Here is a 26,956-nt window from a genome sequence, read left to right as displayed (position 1 = left end):
TTCCGTATGAGAACTTCAGAATGCTCTAAAGCTGAGGGTGCAGTACTGGGCGCTGTAAAATAGTTTGGGCTTAAATCTGCTATTCGCTACATTTTCAAATTTCGCACAGTGTGCTTGTAGGTCCAACTGTCCGCTTTCTTCACGCTGCCTTGTCGAATGCGCGCGTGCAGCGCAAGTCCGCAATCCGCCGTTTGTTGCCAAAGCCCATTGTATTTAGTCGTTACGGCGTAGGGTGTGGATGGGCGGGCTTTTGTTATGTTCTGCATCTCCAATAGCTTACCATGAAGCTCAAGCGCGTGATGCTTTGCATCCGCGCCTCAGGTCAAACGAATGCGCCTCTCAATGGAAATCGCGGCTCGGAAACAGGCGTTTTGCCTGATCGCGCGGGTGCATGGCGCGGGGCGGGTAGCGCGGCGGTCGGGGGGCGTCGTCCGCTTGGGGCTGAGTGATGCCCACGGCCTCCTCCATCGGGTGGCCAAGGTCTGAAAGCCTGTGCGACAGATCGTCGATATGATCGGCGATGAGATGAACGACGATGCCTTCGCGTTCCAGCCGCCCGCTGACACGCAATAACCGCCCGCCCATTACCGTGCGGCGGAACCGTTCGTAGACCTTAGGCCAGACGACCACATTGGAGACGCCGGTTTCATCCTCAAGTGTCAGAAAAATCACGCCTGAGGCCGTGCCAGGGCGCTGGCGAGTTATGACGAGACCGCAGACAGTGATGCGCGCTAGGGGCGCCGTTGGCAGTCGGTCATGGGGCGTGAGCCCCGGGATTGATGGTCGCAAAAGCTCCATCGGATGGGCGCGTAGAGTGAGGCGGGTGGAGACGTAATCCTCCACAACTTCCTCGCCCATATGCATGGACGGTAGGCACACCTCAGCCTCGCGGATGCCTTCGCCGTCCATCGGATCGGAAAAGAGCGGCAAAGGCTTGGGGGCAAGGATCGCGCGCACCTGCCACAAGGCATTGCGCCGCGTGAGCCCCATGCTGATGAACGCGTCAGCCTCGGCTAACCGTTCGAGCACGGTGGGCGCGACGCCCGCCCTGAGCCAGACGCTTTCTGGGTCTTGATAGCCATTGCCGCGCGCCGCTGTGATCCAGGCCGCGTCCTCTTCGCGAAAGCCTTTGATTTGGCGAAACCCGAGCCGCAACGCTAACGCGCCATCGGCCCGCCGCTCCAAGAGGTTGTCCCAGCCCGAGTGGTTCACGCAAACTGGCCGCACCTCGACACCGTGTTCGCGCACGTCCCGAACGATCTGCGCTGGGGCGTAAAAGCCCATCGGTTGGGAATTTAGAAGAGCACAGGCAAACACCGCTGGGTGGTGGCATTTGAGCCAAGACGACACATAGGTCAGCATGGCAAAGGCGGCTGCGTGGCTTTCGGGGAACCCGTAATCGGCAAAACCCTCAATCTGACCGAAACAGGCCTGCGCGATCTCATGTGAATAGCCATTGCGCATCATGCCGCGCACGAACCGCTCGCGATGCTCGCCGATGGTGCCCATGCGCCGAAAGGAGGCGAGAGAGCGCCGAAGCTTGTCAGCCTCTTCCGCCGAATAGCCCGCCCCGACAACTGCGATCTGCATCGCCTGCTCTTGGAAAAGCGGCACCCCAAGCGTTTTGCGCGTAACCTCTTGGAGCGCAGGACCAAAGGGTTCGGGAGCCTCAAGCCCCTGCCGCCGCCGGATATAGGGTTTGACCATCCCGCCTTGAATGGGGCCGGGGCGGACGATGGCGACCTCGATCACCAGATCGTAAAAAGTCGAGGGGCGCATCCGCGGAAGGAAGTTCATCTGGGCGCGGCTTTCGACCTGAAACACGCCCACCGCATCGGCGCGGGTGAGCATGTCATAGGTCGCGCGGTCCTCTTGGGGCACGGTATCGAGGGTCCGCCGCACCCCCTCATGCGCCTCCAGAAGATCGAAGCTTTTGCGCAGGCATGTAAGCATTCCAAGGCTCAGGATATCGATCTTGAGAATGCCCAAAGCGTCGATATCGTCTTTGTCCCATTCTATACAGGTGCGCCCCTCCATGGCGGCATTCTCAATGGGACAAAGATCGTCGAGCCGCCCGCGCGTGATGATGAAGCCTCCTACATGCTGTGAGAGGTGGCGCGGAAAGCCGATGATCTCGCCGATGAGTTTAATAGTCTGCGCCAGTCGCTGGTCCTTGGGATTGAGGCCCAACTCTTTTACCCGCTCCATATCCGCTCCAGAGTTGCTCTGCCCCCAGATGTCGCCTGAGAGCCGCGCCGTGAGGTCTTGCGATAACCCCATGACCTTGCCCACCTCGCGAATGGCGGCGCGGGTGCGGAAATGGATGACGGTGGCGCAAAGCCCCGCGCGGTGACGTCCATATTTTTCGTAGATCCACTGGATCACCTCTTCGCGGCGCTCATGTTCGAAATCCACGTCGATGTCGGGCGGTTCGCCACGATGACGGGAGATGAAGCGCTCGAACACCATGCCGATCATGTCGGGCGACACATCGGTGATGCCAAGGAGGTAACAAAGGATGGAATTGGCGGCCGAGCCACGCCCCTGACAGAGGATGCCGCGCGATCGAGCCTGCGCCACGATGTCATGAACGGTGAGGAAATAGGCCGCGTAGCCCAGTTCCCCTACGAGGCTCAATTCTTTGCGCATGAGATCATGCACCCGCTGGGCCGCTCCGTGGGGATAGCGGTGTTTGATCCCTTCGCGGGCAAGGCGTTCGAGACGGGCTTGCGGGCTTTCGCCGTCGGACATCTCGTCGGGGTATTCGTAGCTCAGCTCGGATAAATCAAACCCGCAGCGTGCGGCAATCTCCACAGTGCGCCGCAGCGCAGCCGGATGGTTGCGATAAAGCCGCGCCATGTCGGCGCCCCCCTTGAGGCGGCGTTCAGCATTGGGTAGCGCGCGGGTGCCGATTTGGTCAATGGTCAGCCCCTCGCGTAGGCAGGTCAGCACATCGGTAAGCCTGCGCCTGCGCCCGTGGTGCATAAGCACGTCCCCGACCGCCACCATGGGCGTTGCACAGCGCTGCGCAAGCGCCGAGCAGCGGTCGAACCAGCCTTGATCAGAACCGTCATAACAGGGAGCTGCTCCCAAAAATACATGGCCGGGGAAGCGATGGCGGAGCCGCTCAAGCGGTGCGCGCGCATGGTGTAAATTACGTGGCGGCATCGCAATGAGGATCATGCCCAGACAGCCCGCCTCGAGATCGGCCAGATCGAGATGGCATTCTGCCTTGCCTGCGCGCCGTTTGCCCTGTGTAAGCAGCCGCGAAAGGCGCTCGTAAGCGGCGCGGTCAGTGGGCAGCGCCAGCCATTCCACAGGACAATCGCGTAGCACGAGACGGCTACCGACGATGAGCCTCGGCAGTTTCGAGGCCTGTGACGTAGGCAGGTCTTTGGGCGACCCGATCTCTTGACGCGAACAGGAATCAATTTGGTGCGAGGGGCGGATACGCAGGCTTTCGGCCGCCTCTTCGCGGAGCGTCTTGAGCGCCGACCATGCGCGCACGACTCCGGCGAGTGTGTTGCGATCGGTGATCGCCAGCGCCTCAAGACCCAGCTCTGCGGCGCGCAACACCAGTTCTTCGGGATGTGAGGCGCCGGTGAGAAAAGTGAAGTTAGAGGTGACACAAAGTTCGGCGTAGCTCATGCGAATTCCCCCTCCACGCACCAGCTGGGATTTTGTGGCGTATAAAAGAGCCACAGGCGGCGGCCTTCGCGCGTGTCCACTTTCCAGTAATCGCGCAACCCCGTGCGCCATGTATCACCTTCGAGCCACCATTCGGGTGCGATGCGTTCGGGGCCGATGGCGCGCCCCGTGGTCAGCGTCATGCGTCGCCAGCGAAAACGGTCGGGCGGGGTATGACCTCTGCCCGCAATTGGTTCGGGCGGGAACAGGCGCAGCGGGCGTGGACGGCACGTGGACCAGCTGCTGTCGGGGCGAGTGTATGCGGCTGGGACGATGCGAAAAGCGCGTGCCGGAATGTGGCTGTCGGCAGGAAGATAGCGTTGCACGTTGTCGAGGCCGATACGCGTGCCGATGCGAGTTATCAGATCGGCGAGACGGTCGGGGGAGGCTTGGACGCTGCCGATCTGTTGCACCGCGAGCGGTTCGACCTGCGTGGCTTTGAGGCGGATCTGGTCAATACCAAAGCCAGCGTCTACCTCGCCCACACCGCGCTCGAACAACGGTAGAATGCGATGAGGATCGCGCATGGGTGCGGCAAGGCGCAACTCGACCTCTCGGCTGCTCTGATCGACACGGCGCAGCGTGAGGGAGAGTTTGCGCGCGCCCATCTCGAAGCGGTTGAGCTTGTCGCAGAGCGGCACCAGTAGGCGTTCGGTGATGCCCATGACGTCCTCGGTCAGGCCTATCGGTTCAGGCAAACTCATGCGGTTGACGAAACGCGGTGGTTCTTTTTCGGGTGTAACGGGTTCGGGCACCCTGCCCATGGCTTGGTCGAGACGCAGCATCATCTCTGGCCCGAAACGGCGTGCCAAGGGCGCGCGAGCCGCAGTGGAGAGATCGCCGATGGTGCGCAGACCGAGGCGCTGTAGTCCGGTGACCACTTGGGTATTGATGCGCAGCGCAGCAACCGGAAGGTGTTCGAGTGTCTTGCCCGCGCCTCCGTAATGGGCAAAGGCCCAAGCAGCACCGCGCGTGTCGGCGAGGCCAAGGCCGACCGAAAGCCCTGCCCGCGCCGCCCGCGCCCGCATGTCATCGCACATCGCCTCTTCGCCGCCCCACAAATGGGTCGATCCGGTCACATCGAGCACGAGCCCATCCGCGCCATCCCATCCGACCCAGGGACAATAGCGAGTCGCCCACCGACGCAGGATCGCGAGGAAGTGGGCATCAAGATCAGGACGCGCGGGTTGGCTGATCAGGTCGGGGCAAAAAGCGCGGGCATCGGCAAAGCTCATCCCGCGGGTCAGCCCCGCGCGCTCTGCAGGGCTGTTGAGGCAATAAATTCGTTCGGTGTTGTTGGATTTGTGGGTGATTGCAAAGGGGCCGGACACGGGACGCGCACGCAGAACGCGGTCACTCGGCAACCGCGGAAACCACATGCACACGACGCGCTTTCTGATCCCATCGAACATTCCAGGCTCCATTTGTTCCTGATTTGTTCTTAATAATCTCCCAGCGCATGAGAGTCGAGTCTTCCTCTGCGGCATCAAAGCTCGGCGTAGCCCGCCAGCGGGTGTGGGTCGCGTTGGAGCCCATGCCTTCAGGGATGATACAGAGCCCAGTCGTGCCGCCCGCCTTGGCCGCCAGTTGCAGCCGCCGCCCCTCGCGCAGATCGAGTGGGCGGGTGATTTCGAGGATAACATAGGGGAGCACACCGTCTTTCAATGCCTCCTCGGCCACGGCCAAGGCATCGATCTGATCCTTAGGGCGCGCCAGAAGAAGCTGCGTGGGATCAAGATAGCGCAGGAGCCCCTGAGGCGTGATCGTGTCGCCAAGCCAGCCCTCACGGATCCATAGGCACGGACCTGATGCTGCCATGGCCGCAAAGCTTATCGCAGTGGGCCCGCAAACCTCATGAACCCTGGCGGGGCGGAGAGGAAAGATATTTCGAAGATCGACTCGCATTGATGAGAACATACGGAGAACATATACTTTGAGCAACTTCCGTATTTGGCGCTGCATTGCGGAGGCAATCAATCGCTGCACGTCAACTTTGGGTCAGAGTAACAGGGGGATCTGGGCCAATCACCTTTACGTCCTGCAAAACTGAGAAGGGCAGCAAGGTGCCCAGTTTGACCGCCGCGGCGATCTTCATTGGTGACTGTCCTTCACCCAAATCCATTACTGCAAGACAAGTACAAAAGTCTGAAAAGGTACCAGTTTTGGTGCAGTCTTTGATAGGATCGCAGGGGTACCAAACTGGATACGGACCAAATGCTTAGCGATGTTACCCGATTGTTCTTAGGGCGCCTGGCGCGCTGCCAAGATAGTCAACCAGATGGAATTTTTGAAGCTGTGCGAGGACTACAAAATGTTCCAGCGCTGGCACGATCTTGAGGTTTGCGATCTGCGGCGCACCGCCCATTGCCAAGGCTGGGAAAAAACCGAATGCCTGACCCGTCTTCAGTGGACCAAGCGCGCTGACGGCAGGTTTGAACATCTTTTTACCGTCGTCGTCCACCACATCCAGACTGTCGGGCTGATGGCCCAACAGATGGGCGACAATCGATGCATTCTCATTATGCTTTTTGCTGGGGTCAGTCAGCCCAGATGCGGAGACGCGCCCATGCAGCAGATCTATTCTGACGATCCAGTGGCGCGCGCTCCAGACAATCAGATTTCCAAAGGGACCGTAGCCAATAACATGGCAGTCTTTGTGTGAAAAATCTTTGTCTGCCTGAAAAACCTCGGATAAAAGGCCATCAAACTCATCCGGCACGCACAGGCGCATCACCCCGCCCTGAAGCGCCCCGAGACCGTGATTGCGCCAAAAATCGATCAAGATGTCAGGCAGGACCCCAGTCCAAGCCTCCAGCGTGGCCTCGGGCACGACGGATGCACCGATGAGAGGCCCTGACCGTTTCAGCACGCTATCGATATGATCTTTACCGCTGCGGCCTTTGATTTCGCTAATGTATGTCATTGGCTAGGGCCCATTTGAGATCGTGCCAATCTGGCCTGCGCTATGATCCATTCGGCAGCTTGCTCAAAGGTACCACGCGCGCGGACGGCAAAGTCTTTTAAAACATAATCTCTGTTTTCTTCCAGTCCATGGCGCGCGCAATAGGCAGGAATCTTGTCAGGGGGTACGGACATATTCACTCTTTTTCACTCTTTCCAAAATTTATAGGCGCGCGCGAATTTTTCGGCATCTTTCACAACAAAGGCCACGGCATCTTCTTCGCTGGGCCAAGCGCGATATCCGCCTTTGCTGCCGCGTTCGCTGTAATAGGTGTACCAGACGCCATCGATTTCTTCGATGCCATGGATGTCGCCCCCGCCAAGTCCGCCATGACTGTAGGCGGTTCCATCTTCGACACCATGAGCGGCCAAATAGGTTTTCATTTCAGCGAGCTTCATGGGTAAAACACCTATATTAATGTTGCTTAGCGGTCAAAAGTCTAACCGCACATTTTTGATGCCTTGCAACAGCGCTGGACTGTGCTCTTCCTTGAAGAGATCCAAATTGGATAGGAACGCATCAAAGTCTTTTGCAACAAGGGCCAACGCCTTTGGATTGGTTTCCCCGTCTTGGCATTTGTGATGCCAGAATTTAATCTGCCCCGTCACCGTATCAATCACGAAAAGATTGCCCAAACCATCATCGGCAAATGGTATACATCGCCCTGCAAAACGCCTGCGATAGTTGGTGTCTTGCGCGACGATACCGTCCTTGCCAGAGGTCAAACCAAACAGCGTCAGAACCTTTTGACGACCCTCTTTGTCCGTCAAGGGCGTGCGTTCCATCACTTTGATGCGCACGGAGCCGTTGAAAAAGGCGGGGCCCTTGATGGGGGCTCAAAGGTCAATGAGTGCTCTCGGCAAGGGATGACCAATTGCGTGCTCCCCATCTACGCCGGTTCGCCAATGTTCACCTAGTTCTAGGCCTTTAGGTTCAAGTTGAATCTGCTGATTGAGCGCCATCAATAATGTTTCCCATGTCAAAAGCACCCTAGAGGTGGCTGGCCCGTTTTAAAACCAAGACGCCCATTCTCAGGTGAGCGCGTATAGATCCATGATCACGCTGGCCTCCTTGCGCTCACCAGTTCCGACAAACAGCGTTCGATTGACCCAGTCATAGCGCGGATCACCGGTTTCTAGACGGGCATGGGTGCGCATAAAATAACTGTCATGGGCCACATCTTCGCCCCGCGCTATGGCGGCGATAACCGCAGGCGGGCCGTGGCGAAAACCGTAGTTGCAGACTTCGATCAAAGCCCCGTCATCGGTCTCAAATGCATAACGCGTATCAAGCTCTGCCGTCTGATCTGCGAAGATCGTCTGCCAATCGGCCCCAAGGTTCAAAATGCGCCCAGATGCCTTGGGGCCGCTCACCGTACCGCCAATGATCGGAATGATCCGGCGGTGACCGGCACGACCAGCCCCCATTTCGCGGATAGGGCCAAGGCTGACCTCAAGGTGAAACGCGAATTCAAGCTCTGGCGGTCGCATCTTGTCTCCTTGATAGAACAATATGCAGCGCAATAATGCCCGACCCTGCGATGATGCCAAACCACATCACGGGCGCGGTCTTCCACAGGATCAACACGGCGAGGCCAAGGCGGCAGGCGACTTCCCAAGAGGGGATAGGGCCTCGATCAAAGCGCGCCAAAGCCGATGCCATCAGGTAAAGCGCAAGGATCAAACGTGCGGACAACCATGCCAATGCGGCCATGTCGACTTCGCCGCTGTAGCCTTGGATCAAGGCGCGCGCACCGCTATCATCAGTAATCGTCACGGCCTCGGGGATCAGCAACAGTTCGGGATACCACGCGAAGATGAAGGGGATCGTGAACATCACAATGCCCACACGAACCGCGGCGACACCAGTGCGCATCGGCTCCGCACCCGTGATAGATGCGGCGGCAAAGGCAGCGACGGCGACAGGTGGGGTGATCGCAGAGGCCACGGCGAAGTAGAACACGAACATATGCGCGGTGAAGAAGCTGACACCAAGGTTTGCCAGCAGCGGCCCAAGCAGTAATGCCACGTTCACATAAGCTGGCACCGTCGGCATGCCCATGCCCAACATAATGGCGCAGAACATCGCGCAGGTCAGTGCCAGCATCAGATATACGCCACCCACGACTTGCAGTTCAAAGCCAAAAATGCGGATCACTTGCGCCTGTTCGAGCCATGAGGTCACGGCGCGGGTCAACTCTCCGGTGAGACCGCTTTCGTTCAGAAACGCCGAGATGATGGAGACTGCAAACAACAACAAAAACAGTCTTGAGATCAGAATCCCACCGTCAGCGAGGGAGACGAGAATTTTGGACGGTTTGGCGCGGGTTTCAGGGTCGAGTAGCAGTAGCGGTATCAAAATCGCAACCGCCCACCAGCCCGCAGAAACAGCATCGCCCGTAGAATTGGTGATCGTGCGGATCACGGCGTCAGGCAAAAGCATGGAAAACAGCCCACCGCCGATGTTGTCCTTATTGCCCAAAAGCAGGAAGAGGATGGTCAGGATCGGCACGATGATGATGATCAGGTTTAGCCAGTCCTGACGCTCCATGATCAGGTCCTCGGGGACTTCACGCATCGCCACGACCTTTTCGCGCCGCGCTTGGAAAATCACCGCCAGAAAGATCGAAAAGAAAAAGAACATTGCAGGCAGAAAGGCAGCGGTGATGACTTTCGTATAGGGTACCGCCGTCAGCGCCACGAGGACGAAGGCCGCCACGCCCATAACAGGCGGCATGATCTGCCCGCCCGAGGAGGCCGCGGCCTCAACACCACCAGCAAATTCCTTGGAAAACCCGTTGCGGCGCATCATTGGAATCGTCAGCCGCCCTGTGGACAACACGTTGGTCACAGGCCCTCCTGTGATCGTTCCAAACATCGCAGAGGACACAATGGCCGCGTGCGCTGGTCCTCCGCGCAAGTTGCGCGTCACCCGCACTGCCAGTTTGATCAGAGACGTGCCCCCCGCAGAGGTGCCAAACAGCGCGCCCAAGACGACATAGGGGAAGACCTGATTGACGATAATATCCATGAAACGGCCCATGAAACCGTCGGGTGTAACAAAGACATTGGTGGCCTTCTGAATCGCGGCGGCCAAAGGATCGCCGCCATCCGCCCCCAGCTTGGTGAGCAAGAAGTTGTTGTCAGACAGATCAAACACCCAGATCAGCGCGGTGCCGATCGTGTAAAGCACAACGACACTGGCAACAGCCACCAGCGGCAGGCCCCAGACGCGAATGTTATAGAGGAAAAACAGAGTGATGATGGTGAACAGCAGGGGAATAATCCAGACCCCGAAACGCGCCTGACACGACGGGACTTCTGCCTCAAAGGACATCCCCGGGATTACGCCCGCAGAGCGTTCGGCGGCATCTTGGATCAGGCGTGCGCGCTCGCCACTGATCTGATCGATCAGACAGATGGAGTCGATTTCGACCATAAAACCGAACGCCGCCAGAAACGCCGCCAAAAGCAACCCAGCATCAAGCAAAAGCCCGAGCCATGCCAGATGGGGTTTGTCCTTGCGCCACGCGCGGTAGACGCTGGCATCTAGCGCAACGATCGTCATCATCAGCAAGAATACCGGTGGATAAAAATATTCGGGCGGAAAGTTCGAGACCCTAAAAAATCGTTGTCCAGTGATGTCACGGGCCAAGTCTTGCAGGCCAGAAATTTCTGGCATGGTGTTCAACATGCCGAAAAAGACCAAGATCAACGCAAGGAACACGGCGATACGCTTGCCCATTGGCGGGCGTTCAGGGTGCAAAGTCATGATGTTTTTCTTCCCCATAGGAATGGTCGAGCACTGAAGATATGCGCGGGTTGGAAAGGTCAGCCGTTCCAAACGGTGGCCGGCCTTTCCTGAGCTTGTAGATTAGGGGCGCAGACAGTCTGCGACGCTATGACCTGCCTCTTCAAAGGCGCGGATCGCACCCTCGTGCATCTTGATCTGAACTGCGCCACAGGCCCCTTGGGATGTGCCGTCAACATCGCCAAAGCTCAGCATCAAGAAAGGCCCGCGTGGCGATCCTTCGAGAAAGCGCTTCTGGCCTTCGAGGTAGGCTTTGGTGATTTGATAGGCCAATTCGTCGTCCATCGACACGTTTACGATCTGGCCGAATGCTGTGGCAAAGCTGTCGAAGGTGTCATCGTCGGTGACAATGGTGATATCATTGCCTGCATAGGCCGCACGGAAATCTTCAACCGGAACCGAATAGGGCGCATGGCCCGGAGCAGCCATAATTTGTTGGCCCAATTCGCTCGCAAGAAGATCAGACGGAACGTCATGGATGGTAGTGCCGCCCGCTGCAGCAATCGCGATTTGACGACCTGATGGCAGGCCTTCGGGTATGGTCCATGCATCTGCCCCGCCGCCCGTGATGCTTGATACCGTATCAGGCCAATCGTTCTGGATTCCCTCGTAGTCTTCGCCCTCCTTCCCACCGGACAGCAATTGGATCATTGCGCGGCCCGAGGTCAGCGCTGCACCGCGTGGTGGCCCGTTCCAGATGCGTTTGCCGGCCAGATTACGGATGTCTTCGACTGGATTGTTGTTGTAATAGCCGAATATCTGCGCAGAGCCAGAGTTCCAGAACAAAACCCGCAGATTGGCGGCGATTGCGGCGCCATCCTCGGGATCAACGCCACTATAGGGCCCGATGCCACGCGACAAAAGAAACGGCAGGATCAGCGGCGCGGGCGCCATGTCCAACCGTCCTTCTGCAACGGCTTGGACCGAATTGGTCAAGGTCGCACCTTCGGTAATCTGCATTGCGGCCACGCCTGCGCTATCAAGCACGGCGGCCAGCGTGGTGTCGATGTAATGGGGGGTCGAGCCCGGTGCTGTCGTCTCGGCCGTCAGTGTGACCTGCGCGGATGCAGCAAACGGCGCAAGTGCGACGACCACACCCAAAAGTGTTGATTTCATCATGTTGTTCTCCCTGATTTCCGCGCATTCCTCCACAAATGCGCAGGTCCGGCTCACACCGATCCTGTGGTGAGGCTTGCAGAAAATATATGACTTGTCACGTATTATTTTTACGATAATGTTTGTACCAAGCAATGAGAGCAGCCAAACAAGTAAGGCACAAAAAGCGATGACAACAAAGATTAAGAGCAATGCCAATCAAATCCGTTCCCGCAAGGAACGCGAAGGGTTGAATATCTTTTCACGCTTGCCAGCCGTCTATGCAGCGTCACGCACTCAAAGCAGAAACTTTCTTGAGTTGGCTGGTGGTTTGTCGGTCGTTGAATGGCGCACGCTTTGGGATCTTGCCGAAGCAGGCCCTTTGACAATTCGCGATCTGGCAGCGATTCAGCGGGCGGATCATTCCTTGCTGAGCCGCGCCCTGCCTGAGATGCGCAAAAAGGGATATGTGACGATGCAGCGGGATGCGCGGGACGGGCGACAAACCATTGTTGAGCTAACTGAGCAAGGGCGCGCTGCCTATGACACGGCGGCCCCTGTTATGGCCAAACGTCGTGCGGCCCTGAAAGAGGTTTTTTCCGATACTGAAATCCGCGAATTCGCAGGATTTCTCGATAGGCTGGAAGACTTTCTGCGGGTTCCTGCAGAAGATTTATTGGCAGGCCAAATGGCGCAAGAGGATACGCAATGACCGATCAACCAAACGTTTTGTGGATTATGGCAGACCAGCTTCGGTTTGATTACCTAAGCTGTTACGGTCACCCGCATTTGCACACCCCCAATATCGACGCACTGGCCGCCCGTGGTGTGCGTTTCACCAATGCCTATGTGCAATCACCTGTCTGCGGACCATCTCGGATGTCGGCCTATACGGGGCGCTATGTGCGCAGCCATGGTTCAACTTGGAACGGGATGCCCCTGCGTGTGGGCGAACCGACCTTGGGCGACCATCTGCGCGAAGTCGGCGCGCGGGCGGTGCTTGTGGGTAAGACCCACATGACTGCTGATGCGGAAGGAATGGCGTGGCTTGGAATTGATCCCGCAAGCGAAATTGGCGTGCGCGTGTCGGAATGCGGATTCGAGCCGTTCGAGCGTGACGACGGCCTTCACCCCGACAGCGCGCGGCAAAACTGGTCGGCTTATGATGATTACCTCGTATCCAAGGGCTTTGTCTCGGATAACCCTTGGGAAGATTTCGCAAATTCGGGCCTGAATGAACACGGTGATCTGCTCTCGGCGTGGTTGCTCAAGCACTCTCGACTAGAGGCCAATATCCCCGAAGAGCACTCCGAGACGGCCTATATGACCGACCGGGCAATCGACTTTATGAAAGGGGCCAAAGAAGACGGTCGGCCTTGGATGTGCCATCTGAGCTACATCAAACCGCATTGGCCTTATATCGTGCCCGCGCCCTATCACGACATGTATGACGATTGCCATATTGTGCCCCCGATCCGCGACGGGGCCGAACATGACACCGACCACCCTTTGATGCAGGCCTACCTCAAAGCGCGTGTTTGCCAAAGTTTCGCGCGTGACGACGTGCGCAAACACGTGATCCCCGCCTATATGGGGCTGATCAAACAGCTCGACGATAATCTGGGGCGCTTGTTTGCATGGATGGACGAGACAGGGCTGAGCGAGAACACGATCATCGCGGTCACATCGGATCACGGCGATTACATGGGCGATCACTACATGGGTGATAAGGATTTCTACCATGAAATGGCAGTGAAAGTGCCGTTGATTATTGCTGATCCCCGCAAGGAGGCGAATGACACCCGTGGTTTGGTCACAGACAAACTGGTCGAGATGATCGACCTTGCGCCGACCTTTATGAACGCGCTTGGCTGTGCACCCAAACCTCATGTGATCGAGGGTCGCGACCTGACGCCGATTTTGCACGGCACAGACGGATTTTCGCGCCGCTACGCCATCAGTCAGCACGATTACCATTGGTCCGATATGGCGCGCACGCTGGACCAGCCGCAGGAAGATGCCCATACCACGATGATCTTCGACGGACGCTGGAAATACATCCGCTGCGAAGGCTTCAGGCCTGTTTTGTTTGATCTGCAATCTGATCCTCATGAACTCTGCGATTTGGGAGCCTCCCAAGAAGCAGAGCACGCCGCCGTTCGCACGCGGATGGAAGCCGCCCTGCTGGATTGGGCCACGCGCCACCACACGAGGATCACAGCGACTCCAGCCGTTTTGGCGCGGCAAAAGAAAGCCGCCGAAGGGGGCATTCTGATCGGATTCTGGGACGAGAAGGAATATGAAGAGACCACCGGTATCGCCTTTGACAGCCTAACACCCGTGGGGCGTGGATGATCTTTTTATCCGCAGACCAATTTGGTCGTGCAGGATCACAGGTTCTTCTCCCGCGTTGCAAATATGGTGCTTTTGCCTACACCACTAAAGGCCTTCACTGATACCATGCCAGAGGTTAAAGCCATGCTCCGGCTTTGCGCACGAAATCTATACGGATGGCAATGCGATCATGTGAGCCAAAAGACGACGAATGAGGCGCTAGATGCATGGAGTGACTGGAGTTCTTACCCAAAGAGTTGGCCGAAGAACCAGAACGACGCAGCACCGCTCGGCATCATGAAAATCAATGATGATATTTGTGCCTCCGCACAACGGCGTTGGAAGGCGATACAAGATGGTCTGGCGCATGCTGGCTAATACGACCCCAAGCATGAAGTGCTCTCTGCCCTTGCTTATTGGAAACTCGATCCGAATAAAGGGCTGGGCTGATTGGTTTTGCTGCTGAGAGTCGTTCTAGAACGTTGGCAGCGTGTGGATAAAGAGATGTGTGGTACAGGCTATTTCAGGTGGCATTCGGATATTAGAGGCAAGGGCTAAAATTGCGAAACTATATGAAACGGTTCTTTTGGCTTGCTGTGCTCTTGGGCGCAATCTGGGCTGTAGAAGTGGTGAACCTCATCTTAGGCTACCGTCTCAATGACTGGTTTGGTCTGCGCCCTCGATCCTTTGAGGGTTTGGATGGGGTGCTTTTCATGCCTCTTCTGCACGGCTCACTTAGTCACGCGGCCAGCAATTCATTTCCTTTGGTAATCCTTGGCGGAATTATGACCGCTACAGCCCGTAAAGTAGTTCTAGTGGCATCAGCGATTATCATTGTGCTTGGAGGTCTTGGCATATGGGTGTTCGGCGCGACTGGAATTCATATCGGTGCCTCTGGCCTAATTTTTGGTTGGTTTGGCTTTCTGATGGCTCGGGGCCTAATTGAAAAGCGTATCGTTCCTTTTTTAGCTGCCGCAGGGATTGTCCTAGCATATGGTTCGATGATTTGGGGCGTTCTGCCGGGTCAGCCTGGGGTCAGTTGGGAAGCACACTTTTTTAGCTTCGCGGCTGGGGTTTTAGCTGCATATGTCTTGCGCAGTAGATTGGCTTTGATGCGTCCGTCTGAGAAAGTGTAAGCATCATCCACCCATTTATTACCTCTGCATCAAACGACTCGATGCGAGGGCTATCTGAAACGGATGAAGGTCCATGAGAGATCTACTCGGGGTGAGGTGATTGGCCTCTAGGTAAGGGAGGAGAGATTGTGCATGAGGAAGAATTACGGGCCGCTCCAGCCTTTCTTGTTCATTATTTATTATGTCGCGGAGTTCTCGTGCCTAATCCCTCTAAACCCTAAGGAAGCCCCATCGTAGCGTTGGTGGAGGCTCGATCACCTAACCTGCCGCAATTCAGACTGCGTGTCCCGTCACACCCGAGGCGATCCCTGAGGGGCGTGCATAAACGGGGACATTCACAGCGGACCTGCGCGGCCAGTGTTATGTTTTATGCTACTGTGGAAATGGCTGGGGTGGTAGGATTCGAACCTACGGTACACGCTACCAAAAAGCGTTGCCTTACCGCTTGGCTACACCCCAACTTGACGCGTTGATTAGTCTTTCGACGCAGGCTGTGCAACCCTTTTTTACGCAAAAATGTAACCTTGAACTAAAATTTTTAACGAAGGCCTTCTGGGATGGATACCAATGCGGCTTCTCGTGTCTTTGCGCGCAACTTAGGGCGTGGCACCTTGAGAGGGCATTGAAGCTCGGAACAGCCGCATGGGCGCGCCTGTTCTGTGTTTGAGGGTGCCTGCCGTTAGGCTGAGACTTGTTCACGCAATACGGCGGCGGTCAATGAGGCCAAAAGATAAATGCCCGAAAACAGCAAGAATGCCAAAACTGTATTTTCGAACTTGCGCGGATAAGTTGGCTCATCTGGGGCCACGGGGCTAGAGCTGAGTGACAAATACCGCGTTTGGCGGTTGGCTTCCACACGGGCAGCTTCTAGGGATTGTACCGCTTGTTGCGTCATCATCTGGCGTGTTTGTAGATCAACTTCGGCCATGCGCAATTCAGCCGATATGCGCGCCAACGATCCTGATGTGCCTGTGGCCTGTGTCATTTGAGACCGCAAATTCGCAACGATATTTTCTAGGCGTCCGATGTCTCCACGGGTGCCTTCAACGCGCGCTTGGTTGGGGCGTGCGTTGTCTAGAAGTTGCTGAAGTTGTAATTGCTTTTGTTGTAGCTGGGTTTCAAAGGTTGAAATTTGTCCCATCAGCGCACCTGTTTCAGCTTCAGGAGAAATAACGCCAAGTTGTTCTTGCAAAACCACAACGCTTTCTTGTGCTTCTTGCATTTTCCTCTCGGCATCTTCCAAGCTTTCACGAGCACCTTTCATTTGGTCTTCGCGTTTGCGCTGGGTCAAATTGTCGACGCGCTCCTCGGCGTATGTGATCAGGGCGTCACTGAACTGTTTTGAAACCTCTGGATCGGCTGCAACCACTTCCATTTTTAAAAGGCCCTCGGTGGGGTCATAGCCAATAGAGACACGGTCTTTGTAGACTTTATAGGCCTTTTCGTTTGTCGGTTGCGCTGGAAGGCGCTGGATTGGGTCGATGGCTTCCGATGCGAAATGGTTTTTAAATCCAACATCGGCATCAAGGCGGAGCATAGCATCGCGGCTTTCCAAATAGTCTTGTACTGCGATGGAATCTTGTGATCCGCCAAAGGACGTACCAGACAACAATCCACCACTTGCGGCACCGCCAGCGGCATCTGCTTGTTGAATAACAAATGATGATTTGGTCGCATACATTGGTGTCGCGATGGTGTAGTAATACAGCCCCGCAAGGAATGTGGGAATACCCACAAACACAGCAATTCTGGATGCCAACAAGAGAGTTTTGCGGCGTCTACGTTTTGCGATATCTTGCTGAATTTGCGAAATCTCATTTTCGCGAGACAGGCGTTCCATCAACTCTGGCGGTAGAGACGCTTTGGCTGTTTCGATGGTCTTGGGCAGTTTGTTGCCTGTGGTCGCGGGCAGTTGTGCCTGTTCATCTTCGGTTGTGACCATATCTAGCATCGCTGTGCGTTGGAACGGATCTATCCCTTGAGCGCGCAGTAAGCGTACGGCGTCGAAATCAGATGTCGGGGCCAGATTGTGCTTTTGCGCCAGACGACGTGCCATGCGCAATTGCCGCCCCGTTAAGCCTTCGCGGCGAATAGCATCTATGGCTTGATCGACGCCCATTTCATCCGCTGGGGTCACATCGCCTGTTTGAGCGGTATTTTCTTGATGCCCCTGCGGTCTGGAAGATTGGGGAGAACTGGATTTGTCGCCCAAGGTATTGGAAATCGCCCCGCGTGAGACACGTCGTTGCGCGGCTTGAGCTGTGGTTGCATTCTGTGCCGCCGAGCCAGGAAACGGCATATCGCCAAAACCGTCTGCATCTGCTTCATTATCGAATAGGCGCGCATCATCTACATTGCTGGGCTGGGCGCTGGCTGCGGGCGTGGGGGCGGCTTGGCTCGGGTGTTCTACCGCTGGCGCTTGTTCTGCCGCCATAGCGCGCGCCGCCGCATCAGACACACTGGCTGCACGGGGGGATCTGCGCACACGAAACTTCTGGGCTTTAGGCTTCGTAGTCATAGAGTACTTTTGCCTCTTCTAAAGTGTCAAACATATGCAGTTGTCCTTTTCGGAGAACGGCTGCGGATCGACAGAATTTTTCCAAAGTGGAGGCCTGATGCGATACGACAATAATTGTCGCTTTTTCAAGCCGTTCGCGCAAGATTGCGCCTGCTTTTCGGTTAAAGTTAACATCCGCAGTTGATGGCATACCTTCGTCGATCAAATAGATATCAAAGTCGAGCGCTAAGAGAAGGGCGAATGACAGGCGCGCCCGCATCCCCGATGAATAGGTTCCGACAGGCATCTCGAAATACTCATTTATCTCGCAAAGCCAGCGACAAAATGCTTCGACATAGTCGGGATCAAGATCGTAAAGCTGGGCGATAAAGCGCACGTTTTCACGCCCTGTATGTTTGCTAATCAAACCACCCATAAATCCAAGCGGAAATGACACGCGACAGCCGCGGCGGATTTCGCCGTCATCGGGTTTTTCCAGACCACTCATCATATTGATGATCGTGGTCTTGCCCGTTCCATTCGGGGCCAAAATACCAAGCGAATTGCCCAACTCCACGCGAAACGACGCGCGTTCAAGGATGACCTTGCGCTGGGTGCCCGTCCAAAAGGACTTGCTGACATTATCGAACTCGAGCATGCATTTGCCTCGAAACTGCTGCGCTCATTTATCCTTAACGGACTTTTGTTAATGAGAGTTTATTTGTTTATTTTTTATACACTATGTCGCTTGATCGGATGAGAATCTAGCTGTGAACATCCTTTAATAAAAAAATGGGACCAAATTCGCAAGAATTCAGCCCCATTTCCAACTCTTAGCGCGGTTTTGCGCTGAAAATTAATGTGTCTTCTTTTCCACACGGCATAGTTTGCCCGCGATAATCGAAACACCCGCCGCTGCGAATGACAGCAAGGCTCCCATTTTCGCTGCATCTTGAACAGGTGCTCCGTTCAACATTGACGTGCTGTCAAAGGCGACTGAGGCGATGAACAAGGATACTGTAAATCCAATCGCAGCCACGCAGCCAATCACCAACAAGTCGATCGTGCGCATTCCTGCGGGCAGCCCCAGTTTGAAGACATGTGCCGCCAGAGCGCCCATGATCAAAATACCCAAAGGTTTCCCAATCAAAAGGCCAGCCAGAACCAACCAAGTTGGCGATCCGATTGCGTTAAATTCAACGCCAGCATTCAAAAGACCGAAGAAAAACAGAATGACTTCTACAGGTACTTTCAACTTGTGTTCAATGTCGTTCAAAAGGTCTGTCAGGTGCTCTTCTGCGGCTGCAAAGATCCCGAAAGCGCGATCTGCATGGGGGATCGTTGGCACGATTGGCAACAGACCCAAAGCAGGGTGAATACCAGCCATCATGAAGCCGTACCAAGAAAAACAACCGGCGATGAGGTATGGCCAGAAGTGCAGCTTTTGACGGACCCATGTTGAATTCTTGCGCAGCTCGTTGCCGCGATCCAAACGGCGTGGCAGCCAGTTGGCCAAGAAAAACACAGCCAATGCGGCAAAGGCTGACAAAAGCAACCATTCGACGGCCAATTCAGACGTGGGGTAGAAAATAGCAAGGATCACAAGACCTGCAGCATCATCCGCAATGGCAAGCAACAAAAGGAAACGAATAGCAGGGTGGCCTGCGCCAAAAACGATGCGGCCCACAAGGTATGCAAAAGCAATATCTGTAGCCACAGGAACAGCCCAACCGTTTTTCACAGCATCGTATGTGTCAGATCCAAGAACAGCGGCAAGACCAAGGTAAATCGCGATAGGGCCAACCATACCGCCGAGCGTCGCAACCAAAGGTGTCGCGGCTTTTTTACCACGCAAAGAGCCATTTTTTAGAATGACAGCTTCCCAAACTTCTTTGGCGGCAATGGCAAAAAAGAAGGCCATCAAAAGATCGTTAAACAAGTAGTGCAATGTCAAAGTGCGATGTACATGACCCGCCTCATCCATATGCGGGTGGCCGATGAAGAAGTCATCAACGATAACGAAATCCACCAGCGCGTGATAAGAATGGGCGTCAATATTGGCCCAAATCAGCGCGATCACCGCGCCTAAAATCAATAGAACCGAATATCCGGTTATAAAATTCCACACTCTGTACATTTTTGCCCTCCAACCCCATTCTGGGTCTCAAATTCGTTATCTGTGGGTTACTTGATGGGGCCTGATCACGCAAGTAACCAAGGCGGCATATAGATTGCCGTATGGTAATTTATTCGTGTATCGATCAATTATTGCCCAGCCGCGCGATCAGGACAAAGCTTGTGGTTGCTAAATAGAGGCCTTGTATAGCGTGGAAATGGGGTGAGGCGGTTGGAACAAAACGCAAAGATGAATGATCTCAAACGTAGCATGGCGGGCTGTACTTTATGCAGTGATCTGCCACTTGGTCCTCGACCGATTTTCAAGATTTCGTCACGGGTTAAAATCTTGATTGCTGGCCAAGCGCCGGGGCGGTTGGCACATATCAGCGGTAAAGCGTTTGATGATCCATCGGGGGATCGGTTGCGCAGATGGCTTGGGGTCGGGCGGGAGCAGTTTTACGATGACCCGCGTTTGGGCATCTTGCCGATGGGATTATGTTTTCCTGGCAGTGGCGCGCGCGGGGATCTTGCGCCGCGAGATATCTGCGCTCAGACATGGCGCAGCGCGGCCCTTGCATCGATGACCGATATTGAATTGACCATTATTTTGGGCAAGCATGCATTGGCTTGGCATCTGCCAGATCAAAAGCGTCATACGATTTCGCAGTCCGTGATGAAAACGTTTTCGATTAACGGGCCAGAGCTCGTGATGCCGCATCCCAGTCCTCGCAATGCGATGTGGTTTAAGCGCCAGCCATGGTTCGAAACTGAAATGATACCGCGCTTGCAACAAAAGGTGCGCGAATTACTAGATTAAGCAAGCTGGCCTTGTGTCTGACCCTTGCCACAGGCGATTGAGCGCAATACGGAGTGAGGCACGAACAGATTTCCCCACGCTGGCCGCGATTTTGGCATCGAGTCAGGGGAACGTGACAGGAGCCTTTATGACCGATCAGCCATCCCACGACATCACGCCCATTGATCTGGCCCATGCCGCGATGGAAGCCGCACCGAATGACGACACAGAGCGCTTGCGATTCTTTGAACGGCTTGCGGATGGTGAATTGTTCTTGCTTTTAGAGAAAGAACATCAAGGCGATGCACCTATCGAGCCGCGTGTTTTTCCTGTGGAAGATCAGAGTTATGTATTGGTGTTTGATCGCGAAGAACGCTTGGCAGAATTTGCAGGTTCTGCGCCTTACGCGGCTTTATCAGGACGCGTTTTGGCAGGCATGCTGGCGGGACAAGGCATAGGTTTGGGGGTAAACTTAACTGTTGCACCATCGGAAATTCTATTACCGCCTGATGCAATGGATTGGCTGAAAAATACACTGGATCACGCGCCATCCGAAGCAGAAGCAAAGCCAGAAGAAATTACTCCACCACATGGCCTGCCCGAACGGTTGATCACAGCACTTGATGCGAAATTGGCGATTGCGGGCGGATTAGCGCGGGTCGCATATCTGGCTGGGGTCACCTATGAAGGCGGCGCGAAATCGCACCTTTTGGCCTATGTTGACACAGTGCCGGGTGCGGATGGCGCATTGGCGCAATTGGTCGCCGAGGCCTTGACGTTTTCAGGTATTGAAGCTGGCGCATTGGATGTGGCCTTTTTTGATGCCAGTGATCCACTTTGTGCGACACTTGCGCGCCATGGTTTGCGGTTCGACCTGCCTGAACCTGAACAGCAATCTTCTGGCCCGTCTGCACCTGGAATGGACCCAAGCAAGCCGCCGATTTTGCGGTAATCTTCACAAGGCGCGACGCGGGTTAATATCCTGCGCTGCGATCCACCAGATTTAGCAGAGTGGCACCTATTTCACTGCGTCGTATGTTTTGGGCAATCACAAAAGACGCAGTTTCAGCGCGTGTTTGCGCTGCGATATGCGGGGTCACAGTGATCTGCGGGTGATGCCAAAACGGATGATCTTGGGGCAGGGGTTCGACACGAAAGACATCCAATGTGGCATGTAAGATTTGCCCTGAGGCAAGCGCGTCAAGTAAAGCATCGTCATCTATTAAAACGCCACGCCCTGGATTTAGAATGACCGCGCCTTTTGGCATCCAGTTCATGCGTTCTGCGTTCAAAATATTTTGTGTAGATGGCGTGTTTGGAAGCAATGTCACGCAGATTTCAGCGTCGATAAGTGCCTGCTTTAGTCCCGCATCGCCATGCAAACAGGTGACACCTTGCATGGTTTTAGGGCTGCGCGACCAGCCCGTCACATCAAAGCCCAAATCGACTAAGGTCTTTGCGGCTGACGTGCCGAGCATCCCCAGTCCTAAAATTGTAACCTTACGATCGCGTGCCAAAGGGGGCGCTGTTTTATCCCACTGACCTTTCAACCCGTGAATATGACGGTCCAACCCCAAGTGATGACGCAAAACATGGCCTGCGACCCATTCACGCATACCGAGTTCTAGCCCGTCATCCACCATGCGGCACAAAGGCTGTGTGAGGGTTTGATTGTTCACAATGGTTTCGACCCCTGCCCAAAGGCTCATAACCGCTTTGGCATGTTTGAAAGGGGTGAAGTCCGTCAATGAATCATTGGGCGCATAAACAATGTAATCTACGCTTTCTGCGGGTAGATCAGTGCTTATATGCGCGTTTATGTCGTGGTCTTTAAGTCCCTTTGGTAAGATGTCTTTGTACTCATCCCAAAGGGGTTCTGGGCCAGAAAAAAGAATGTTCAACGGCATAAGCGCCCCTTTGATATTGAATGTGGCTTACGGCTACGATTTGCGACGCGGGCGATGAACATGGGCGGATTGCACGATGCCAAAGGCGACCATAAGCACCAGCATCGCAGAACCGCCGTAAGACACCATCGGTAACGGCACGCCAACAACAGGGGCCAACCCCATTACCATCGACATATTCACCGCAAAGAATAAAAAGAATGTAGCCGCGATGCCCAGCGTGACCAAAGCGCCAAAGCGGTCCTTGTTATTCATCGCCGAAATAAGGCAAAACCCGATGACACCTGCATAAAGCAGCAACAATGAAATCCCGCCAAGAAACCCAAATTCTTCGGCCAAGGTGGTAAAGATAAAGTCGGTGTGTTTTTCAGGCAAAAAGTTCAGTTGTGACTGCGTGCCTTGCATAAACCCACGGCCCGTCCAGCCGCCCGACCCCAAAGCAATTTTGGCTTGGGTGATGTGATACCCTGAATCAAGTGGATCTGAAGATGGGTCCAAAAAGGTGTCAATGCGACGGTACTGATAGTTGTTGAGCAATTGCCAGCTTTGACCCCTTGATTGAAAAACTGCGGCGATAAGTCCAGCGCCAGCGGCAGCAACTGCACCAAAATACCACCAGCTGACGCCCGCGGCGAACATCACAATCGCGCCTCCAAACACAAGCAAAAGCGCTGTCCCAAGATCAGGTTGTTTCAAAACCAAAGCTGTAGGCAGCAATATCATGATAACGGGGATTGCTACCCAAAGAGGGTGCGAGACTTTTTTGACATCCAGCCAGTCATAATACCACGCCAAAAACATGACCAAGGTCACCTTCATCAATTCGGAAGGTTGCAAGCGCATGAAGCCAAGGTCGATCCAGCGCTGCGCGCCCATGCCGACATCACCGAAAAATTCTACCACCAGCAAAAGAACCAAGGATAGCGCATAGCCAACACCCGCAACCGTGCGCCAAAACCAAATAGGAACCATGGCGATGATCAGCATCAAAACCATGCCCACACCAAAGCGCTTCATTTGCGGTTCAGCCCAAGGGGTAAAAGACCCCCCCGCGTTGGAGTAGAGCATGATAAACCCGACACTGGCGACCGCAGTCAGCAGGACCACCAGCGGCCAATTGATATATAGCACCTTGGAAATGCCTGTCGGAACGGTTTTCAGGTTTTGCTCTAGATAACTCATGCGCTGGTGCGTTCCCCGCCTTGCAACGTGTCTTCTCGAAGCGTTAGATTTTTTAGTCGTTCGCGGATCGTTCCTTGTTGAGACTGAGGATATGAGCTGAGGGGCGGCACGGTTCCGTGCTGCGCGAACAGCATCAAATCGCGTGCCACAGGCGCCGCAGCAGACGACCCGCCGCCGCCGTGTTCAATAACGACAGACAGCGCATATTTCGGAGCATCATGGGGCGCGAAGGCGACGAACAGGGCGTGATCGCGTTCTTCCCATGGTACATTTTTATTATTCACCACCACGTTGCGTGTTTGGCTCGTGCCTGTTTTGCCTGACATGCGCATGCCATCGGCAGAGATGCGCGAAGCATAAGCCGTACCGCGTGAGTTATTGGTCACTTCATACATGCCTTGACGCACGGACCTGAGCATATTTTCATTTATATCTAGGGGCTCATTGCCGAATATAGGCTGTTCAATCCCGTCTATCGACTTGATGAGGCGCGGCACCACTGCACGCCCAGTGGCCAAGCGCGCGGTCATCACCGCAAGCTGCATCGGGGTCGTCAAGACAAAGCCCTGACCGATTGAAGCATTCAAGCTATCGCCCACAACCCATTCTGCTCCACGGTTATCGCGTTTCCATTGTTTGTCGGGCATCAAGCCCGATGACAGGCCTGGAAGCGGCAGATCATAACGATCCCCCAATCCCAATTTACGGCCCATAGCTGCAATGTTTTCGATACCCGCGCGCTGGGCCAATTCGTAGTAATAGACATCACATGAATGGCGTAGGGAGCCCGTGAGATTGACGTTGCCATGCCCTGCACGTTTCCAGCAGTGAAACCTGCGCCCCCCCACTTCGACGTAGCCGGGGCACCGCACAGTTTCGTCTGGCGTCACCACACCTGCTTCCAATGCGGCCAAGGCGGTGACCATTTTAAAGGTCGATCCAGGCGGGTAAGCGCCCTGCACAGATTTTGAAGGAAGAGGGCGGTATATGTTTTCTAAAAGCGCATTATAATTGGCAACAGAAATACCGCGCACAAACAGATTGGGATCAAAAGCTGGCGTTGACCCCGCTGCAAGAACATCGCCCGTTTCCACATCTATAATGACCGCAGAGGCGCTTTCACCTGCCAACCTTGCTTGGACAAAGTTTTGTAGTCTGTGGTCGATGGTCATTTGCACATTCGAGCCTGGTTCGCCTTCTTTGCGTTCCAGTTCACGTATGATGCGACCATGCACATTTTGTTCCACGCGCACCGTGCCTGCCGACCCGCGCAAGGAGTCTTCTAACATGTTTTCAATGCCAGATTTTCCGATGGGAAATTTCGGAATACGCATCAAAGGATCGATGCGATCCATGCGTGACAGATCGTAATCTGACACAGGGCCAACATAACCAGTGAGGTGCGCAAAATCATCCTTCAACGGATAGTTGCGGGACAAACCGACTTCAGGTGACACGCCGGGCAGGGCGGGTGCATTGGCTGCCACTGCTGAAAACGCCTCCCATGTCAGGCGGTCTAGAATGGTAACGGGTGCTGATGGTCCTGCATCTTTTAGCTCTTTACGTACGCGATCTTGGTCTTCTTGAGACAGGCCGATAAGGCGCTGAAGTTCAGCCAAAACGATATCCAGTTCACCTGCATCCTCTTTGCGGATCACAATGCGAAAGGTCTGTTCGTTTTCTGCGATTACTGTGCCGCTTCGATCATGGATTAGGCCACGAGCAGGGGGCAAAAGATGGATTTTTAATCTGTTTTCATCTGCCAAAAGACGAAACTCTTCGGCTTGATCGACCTGCATATAACGCATCCGCAGCCCCAAGGCGCCCATAAAGGCGAGTTGACTGCCGCCCAAAAACAGCGCGCGGCGCGAAATTTTGCGAGCGCTTTCAGCGGTGTCTGTGGGTGATCTTCTCATCGACTAAACCCTAAAACTTCTGCTTCTGCTGCTGTGATTTTGGTCACACCCATCACGGATGTCGAGATAAAAACCACGAGAGGATATATAAACAGCGTCGAAAGCTGTTGTAAGATCACTAGGCCAAATGATGCTTGCTGTACCAAAAAGACGCTGAGTAAGACGCGGTAGATGACTGCCAACCCCAAAAGCACAGCCGATATCATCGCCCATTCAACAGGGAAAGGAATGTCACGGGATCGGCCTTCGCGGCGGCGCAAAAATTCTATTCCTAGCACGCATAACGCTGCCCAAAGTCCCGGAGGGCGGACCAACATAAAGTCGGCAATCAAAAAGACAGGGCCAATGAGCAAGATCGGCACATAACTTGGTCGACGCAGTACCCAAGCGAAAGCAAAAGCTACGATTAGATCAGGTCCAGGCCAGCGCCCTTCGCCAAACTCTAGTGGCAGTAGATAGATGAAGAGGGCGACAAGGCTGAGCAAAACGAAAGCGCAGCGGTAAGCCCATTTTTTAACGCCCCAATATTCACCCATTGCTGCCCTCTGATGTTTCAAGCTGGTCAGCTGTTTCGCTTGTGGTGTTGTCGGGAGCTTTGGGGGTGACAATTGGCGCGACGGGTAAAATAAGCGAACCGGGGTCGATAATTTGTTCGCTTTCAAGGCTACGAAGAACGCGCAGGTAATCTAATCGTTCGTAATCGGCTGCCAAGACAACCCGCAGGCGTCGATCTGCCCCCAATGCCACTTGGCCGATCAAAAGCCCCGCAGGGAAAACACCGCCATCGCCCGAAGACACAACGCGGTCACCAGGGCGGACCAATTCAGGGCTTTCGATAAATTCCAAAGGCGGACGTGCTGTATTATCTCCTGATAAGATAGCGCGTTGGCCGGAGGGCTGAATGGTGATGGGCAGGCGCGAATTGCTATCAGTCAGCAGCACCACGCGGGCTGTGTTAGCGCCCAGCCCCGATATGCGCCCCACCAAACCAACGCCGTCCATTGTCGCCCAGCCATCCATAATGCCATCACGTGCGCCAACGTTCAAAAGCACCGACTGCCGAAACGGCGACCCGCTATCGGCCATCACCACGCCTGTGATATAGGTGTATTTCGGATCTAGGCGCACTTTGTTGAGGTCCAACAATTTGGCGTTTTTCTGTTCCAGTTGAAGTGCGGCTTCTTTCCACGCCTGCATTTGGCGCAATTCACGGCGCAGCTCTTGGTTTTGCGCGTAAATGCGACTGTAGCTTTGAAAGTTTTCGACCATTTCAATGGACTTGGTCACAGGCACCAAAGCCCATTCAAAGGACGGTACTATTGTGTCAACAAGTTGCGCGCGCATACGCTCGACGCGCGGGCTGTCAATGCGCCACAAAATGAACAAGCCGATCAGCACGAGGATCACCAGCGTAGACAAAAGTCTGCGCAAAGGGCGAATGAAATCGTCTGATGTTCCAGTGTCTTTGGCCACGTTCACTCCGAACCTTTAGGTCGCAGGCAAAGGCACGGAAATC

At 54.9% G+C, this 26,956-nt stretch carries 22 protein-coding genes and 1 tRNA gene; 5 read left to right on the top strand and 18 right to left on the bottom strand.

Annotated elements, in window-relative coordinates; genetic code table 11:
- Positions 1-339: 339 nt before the first annotated feature.
- The 9 genes from EDD53_RS09150 to EDD53_RS09110 form a co-directional block, all read right to left on the bottom strand.
- A complete protein-coding gene (locus EDD53_RS09150) occupies positions 340-3,648 on the bottom strand; it encodes an error-prone DNA polymerase (RefSeq protein ID WP_123792910.1) in 3,309 nt (1,102 codons plus the stop codon).
- On the bottom strand, positions 3,645-5,099 hold the full coding sequence (locus tag EDD53_RS09145; protein WP_123792909.1) for a Y-family DNA polymerase: 1,455 nt from the start codon (positions 5,097-5,099) through the stop codon (positions 3,645-3,647). Before EDD53_RS09145 ends, EDD53_RS09150 begins: the two co-directional genes overlap by 4 nt.
- Positions 5,041-5,592, bottom strand: a complete 552-nt coding sequence (locus EDD53_RS09140) for an ImuA family protein (RefSeq protein WP_123792908.1) — start codon at positions 5,590-5,592, stop codon at positions 5,041-5,043. The genes EDD53_RS09145 and EDD53_RS09140 overlap by 59 nt, the downstream gene beginning before the upstream one ends.
- Positions 5,593-5,914: 322 nt before the next feature.
- On the bottom strand, positions 5,915-6,610 hold the full coding sequence (locus EDD53_RS09135) for a GAD-like domain-containing protein (protein ID WP_123792907.1): 696 nt from the start codon (positions 6,608-6,610) through the stop codon (positions 5,915-5,917).
- A 185-nt stretch (positions 6,611-6,795) separates the two neighbouring features.
- Entirely contained in the window at positions 6,796-7,047 is a 252-nt protein-coding gene (locus EDD53_RS09130) for a hypothetical protein (protein WP_123792906.1), read from the bottom strand.
- Positions 7,048-7,080: 33 nt separating this feature from the next.
- Entirely contained in the window at positions 7,081-7,434 is a 354-nt protein-coding gene (locus tag EDD53_RS09125; protein WP_123792905.1) for an SMI1/KNR4 family protein, read from the bottom strand.
- Between the two features lie 246 nt (positions 7,435-7,680).
- Positions 7,681-8,139: a DUF3237 domain-containing protein gene (locus tag EDD53_RS09120; RefSeq protein WP_123792904.1), complete on the bottom strand. Its 459-nt coding sequence runs from the start codon at positions 8,137-8,139 to the stop codon at positions 7,681-7,683.
- Entirely contained in the window at positions 8,120-10,420 is a 2,301-nt protein-coding gene (locus EDD53_RS09115) for a TRAP transporter permease (RefSeq protein WP_246002327.1), read from the bottom strand. The genes EDD53_RS09120 and EDD53_RS09115 overlap by 20 nt, the downstream gene beginning before the upstream one ends.
- A 102-nt stretch (positions 10,421-10,522) precedes the next feature.
- Positions 10,523-11,578, bottom strand: coding sequence for a TAXI family TRAP transporter solute-binding subunit (locus tag EDD53_RS09110; RefSeq protein WP_123792903.1), 1,056 nt, complete (start codon positions 11,576-11,578; stop codon positions 10,523-10,525).
- A gap of 166 nt (positions 11,579-11,744) precedes the next feature.
- On the opposite strand from EDD53_RS09110, the gene EDD53_RS09105 reads away from it, so the two are divergent.
- From EDD53_RS09105 to EDD53_RS09095, 3 genes are all read left to right on the top strand, one after another.
- Positions 11,745-12,266: a MarR family winged helix-turn-helix transcriptional regulator gene (locus EDD53_RS09105; protein WP_170162728.1), complete on the top strand. Its 522-nt coding sequence runs from the start codon at positions 11,745-11,747 to the stop codon at positions 12,264-12,266.
- On the top strand, positions 12,263-13,909 hold the full coding sequence (locus EDD53_RS09100; protein WP_123792901.1) for a sulfatase-like hydrolase/transferase: 1,647 nt from the start codon (positions 12,263-12,265) through the stop codon (positions 13,907-13,909). The genes EDD53_RS09105 and EDD53_RS09100 overlap by 4 nt, the downstream gene beginning before the upstream one ends.
- Before the next feature lie 551 nt (positions 13,910-14,460).
- On the top strand, positions 14,461-15,024 hold the full coding sequence (locus EDD53_RS09095; RefSeq protein ID WP_170162727.1) for a rhomboid family intramembrane serine protease: 564 nt from the start codon (positions 14,461-14,463) through the stop codon (positions 15,022-15,024).
- 384 nt (positions 15,025-15,408) lie between these two features.
- Here EDD53_RS09095 and EDD53_RS09090 read toward each other — a convergent pair.
- From EDD53_RS09090 to EDD53_RS09075, 4 genes are all read right to left on the bottom strand, one after another.
- A tRNA-Gln gene (locus tag EDD53_RS09090) sits at positions 15,409-15,483 on the bottom strand.
- Between the two features lie 220 nt (positions 15,484-15,703).
- Complete coding sequence (locus tag EDD53_RS09085; protein WP_123792899.1) at positions 15,704-17,542, bottom strand: capsule biosynthesis protein; 1,839 nt, start codon at positions 17,540-17,542, stop codon at positions 15,704-15,706.
- A complete protein-coding gene (locus EDD53_RS09080; protein WP_123792898.1) occupies positions 17,526-18,179 on the bottom strand; it encodes an ABC transporter ATP-binding protein in 654 nt (217 codons plus the stop codon). The genes EDD53_RS09085 and EDD53_RS09080 overlap by 17 nt, the downstream gene beginning before the upstream one ends.
- A 198-nt stretch (positions 18,180-18,377) precedes the next feature.
- Positions 18,378-19,658: a Na+/H+ antiporter NhaA gene (locus EDD53_RS09075; RefSeq protein WP_123792897.1), complete on the bottom strand. Its 1,281-nt coding sequence runs from the start codon at positions 19,656-19,658 to the stop codon at positions 18,378-18,380.
- A 228-nt stretch (positions 19,659-19,886) separates the two neighbouring features.
- Between EDD53_RS09075 and EDD53_RS09070 the strand changes: the two genes are divergently transcribed.
- Both EDD53_RS09070 and EDD53_RS09065 read left to right on the top strand, forming a co-directional pair.
- Positions 19,887-20,456 (top strand): uracil-DNA glycosylase family protein, encoded by a 570-nt coding sequence (locus EDD53_RS09070; protein ID WP_123792896.1) that lies wholly within the window; start codon positions 19,887-19,889, stop codon positions 20,454-20,456.
- Positions 20,457-20,583: 127 nt separating this feature from the next.
- Positions 20,584-21,387, top strand: coding sequence for an SseB family protein (locus tag EDD53_RS09065; protein WP_123792895.1), 804 nt, complete (start codon positions 20,584-20,586; stop codon positions 21,385-21,387).
- Positions 21,388-21,409: 22 nt separating this feature from the next.
- Here the strand turns inward: EDD53_RS09065 and EDD53_RS09060 are convergent, their stop codons facing one another.
- From EDD53_RS09060 to mreC, 5 genes are read right to left on the bottom strand one after another with little or no spacing between them, the layout of a single operon-like run.
- A complete protein-coding gene (locus tag EDD53_RS09060; protein WP_123792894.1) occupies positions 21,410-22,342 on the bottom strand; it encodes a 2-hydroxyacid dehydrogenase in 933 nt (310 codons plus the stop codon).
- 33 nt (positions 22,343-22,375) lie between these two features.
- The gene (gene rodA, locus EDD53_RS09055; RefSeq protein WP_123792893.1) at positions 22,376-23,524 is read right to left on the bottom strand and encodes a rod shape-determining protein RodA; all 1,149 of its coding nucleotides are present in this window, start codon (positions 23,522-23,524) and stop codon (positions 22,376-22,378) included.
- Complete coding sequence (gene mrdA / locus EDD53_RS09050; RefSeq protein WP_123792892.1) at positions 23,521-25,440, bottom strand: penicillin-binding protein 2; 1,920 nt, start codon at positions 25,438-25,440, stop codon at positions 23,521-23,523. The genes rodA and mrdA overlap by 4 nt, the downstream gene beginning before the upstream one ends.
- Positions 25,437-25,976, bottom strand: a complete 540-nt coding sequence (locus tag EDD53_RS09045) for a rod shape-determining protein MreD (RefSeq protein ID WP_123792891.1) — start codon at positions 25,974-25,976, stop codon at positions 25,437-25,439. The genes mrdA and EDD53_RS09045 overlap by 4 nt, the downstream gene beginning before the upstream one ends.
- Positions 25,969-26,913, bottom strand: coding sequence for a rod shape-determining protein MreC (mreC, locus tag EDD53_RS09040; protein WP_123792890.1), 945 nt, complete (start codon positions 26,911-26,913; stop codon positions 25,969-25,971). The genes EDD53_RS09045 and mreC overlap by 8 nt, the downstream gene beginning before the upstream one ends.
- Positions 26,914-26,956: the final 43 nt, after the last annotated feature.

Source organism: Pacificibacter maritimus (genome assembly GCF_003814915.1).
In the GTDB taxonomy this organism is placed as follows: domain Bacteria; phylum Pseudomonadota; class Alphaproteobacteria; order Rhodobacterales; family Rhodobacteraceae; genus Celeribacter; species Celeribacter maritimus.
This window is presented reverse-complemented; position numbering and strand designations above follow the sequence as displayed.

Coding starts and splice junctions, on each gene's coding strand:
- EDD53_RS09060 (WP_123792894.1), bottom strand. CDS start 22,342: ATGCCGTTGAACATTCTTTTTTCTGGCCCAGAACCCCTTTGGGATGAG.
- EDD53_RS09145 (WP_123792909.1), bottom strand. CDS start 5,099: ATGTTCGATGGGATCAGAAAGCGCGTCGTGTGCATGTGGTTTCCGCGG.
- EDD53_RS09110 (WP_123792903.1), bottom strand. CDS start 11,578: ATGATGAAATCAACACTTTTGGGTGTGGTCGTCGCACTTGCGCCGTTT.
- EDD53_RS09120 (WP_123792904.1), bottom strand. CDS start 8,139: ATGCGACCGCCAGAGCTTGAATTCGCGTTTCACCTTGAGGTCAGCCTT.
- EDD53_RS09045 (WP_123792891.1), bottom strand. CDS start 25,976: ATGGGTGAATATTGGGGCGTTAAAAAATGGGCTTACCGCTGCGCTTTC.
- EDD53_RS09070 (WP_123792896.1), top strand. CDS start 19,887: ATGAATGATCTCAAACGTAGCATGGCGGGCTGTACTTTATGCAGTGAT.
- EDD53_RS09075 (WP_123792897.1), bottom strand. CDS start 19,658: ATGTACAGAGTGTGGAATTTTATAACCGGATATTCGGTTCTATTGATT.
- EDD53_RS09085 (WP_123792899.1), bottom strand. CDS start 17,542: ATGACTACGAAGCCTAAAGCCCAGAAGTTTCGTGTGCGCAGATCCCCC.
- EDD53_RS09065 (WP_123792895.1), top strand. CDS start 20,584: ATGACCGATCAGCCATCCCACGACATCACGCCCATTGATCTGGCCCAT.
- EDD53_RS09130 (WP_123792906.1), bottom strand. CDS start 7,047: ATGAAGCTCGCTGAAATGAAAACCTATTTGGCCGCTCATGGTGTCGAA.
- EDD53_RS09105 (WP_170162728.1), top strand. CDS start 11,745: ATGACAACAAAGATTAAGAGCAATGCCAATCAAATCCGTTCCCGCAAG.
- EDD53_RS09080 (WP_123792898.1), bottom strand. CDS start 18,179: ATGCTCGAGTTCGATAATGTCAGCAAGTCCTTTTGGACGGGCACCCAG.
- EDD53_RS09115 (WP_246002327.1), bottom strand. CDS start 10,420: ATGACTTTGCACCCTGAACGCCCGCCAATGGGCAAGCGTATCGCCGTG.
- EDD53_RS09150 (WP_123792910.1), bottom strand. CDS start 3,648: ATGAGCTACGCCGAACTTTGTGTCACCTCTAACTTCACTTTTCTCACC.
- rodA (WP_123792893.1), bottom strand. CDS start 23,524: ATGAGTTATCTAGAGCAAAACCTGAAAACCGTTCCGACAGGCATTTCC.
- EDD53_RS09095 (WP_170162727.1), top strand. CDS start 14,461: ATGAAACGGTTCTTTTGGCTTGCTGTGCTCTTGGGCGCAATCTGGGCT.
- EDD53_RS09140 (WP_123792908.1), bottom strand. CDS start 5,592: ATGCGAGTCGATCTTCGAAATATCTTTCCTCTCCGCCCCGCCAGGGTT.
- mrdA (WP_123792892.1), bottom strand. CDS start 25,440: ATGAGAAGATCACCCACAGACACCGCTGAAAGCGCTCGCAAAATTTCG.
- EDD53_RS09100 (WP_123792901.1), top strand. CDS start 12,263: ATGACCGATCAACCAAACGTTTTGTGGATTATGGCAGACCAGCTTCGG.
- EDD53_RS09125 (WP_123792905.1), bottom strand. CDS start 7,434: ATGGAACGCACGCCCTTGACGGACAAAGAGGGTCGTCAAAAGGTTCTG.
- EDD53_RS09135 (WP_123792907.1), bottom strand. CDS start 6,610: ATGACATACATTAGCGAAATCAAAGGCCGCAGCGGTAAAGATCATATC.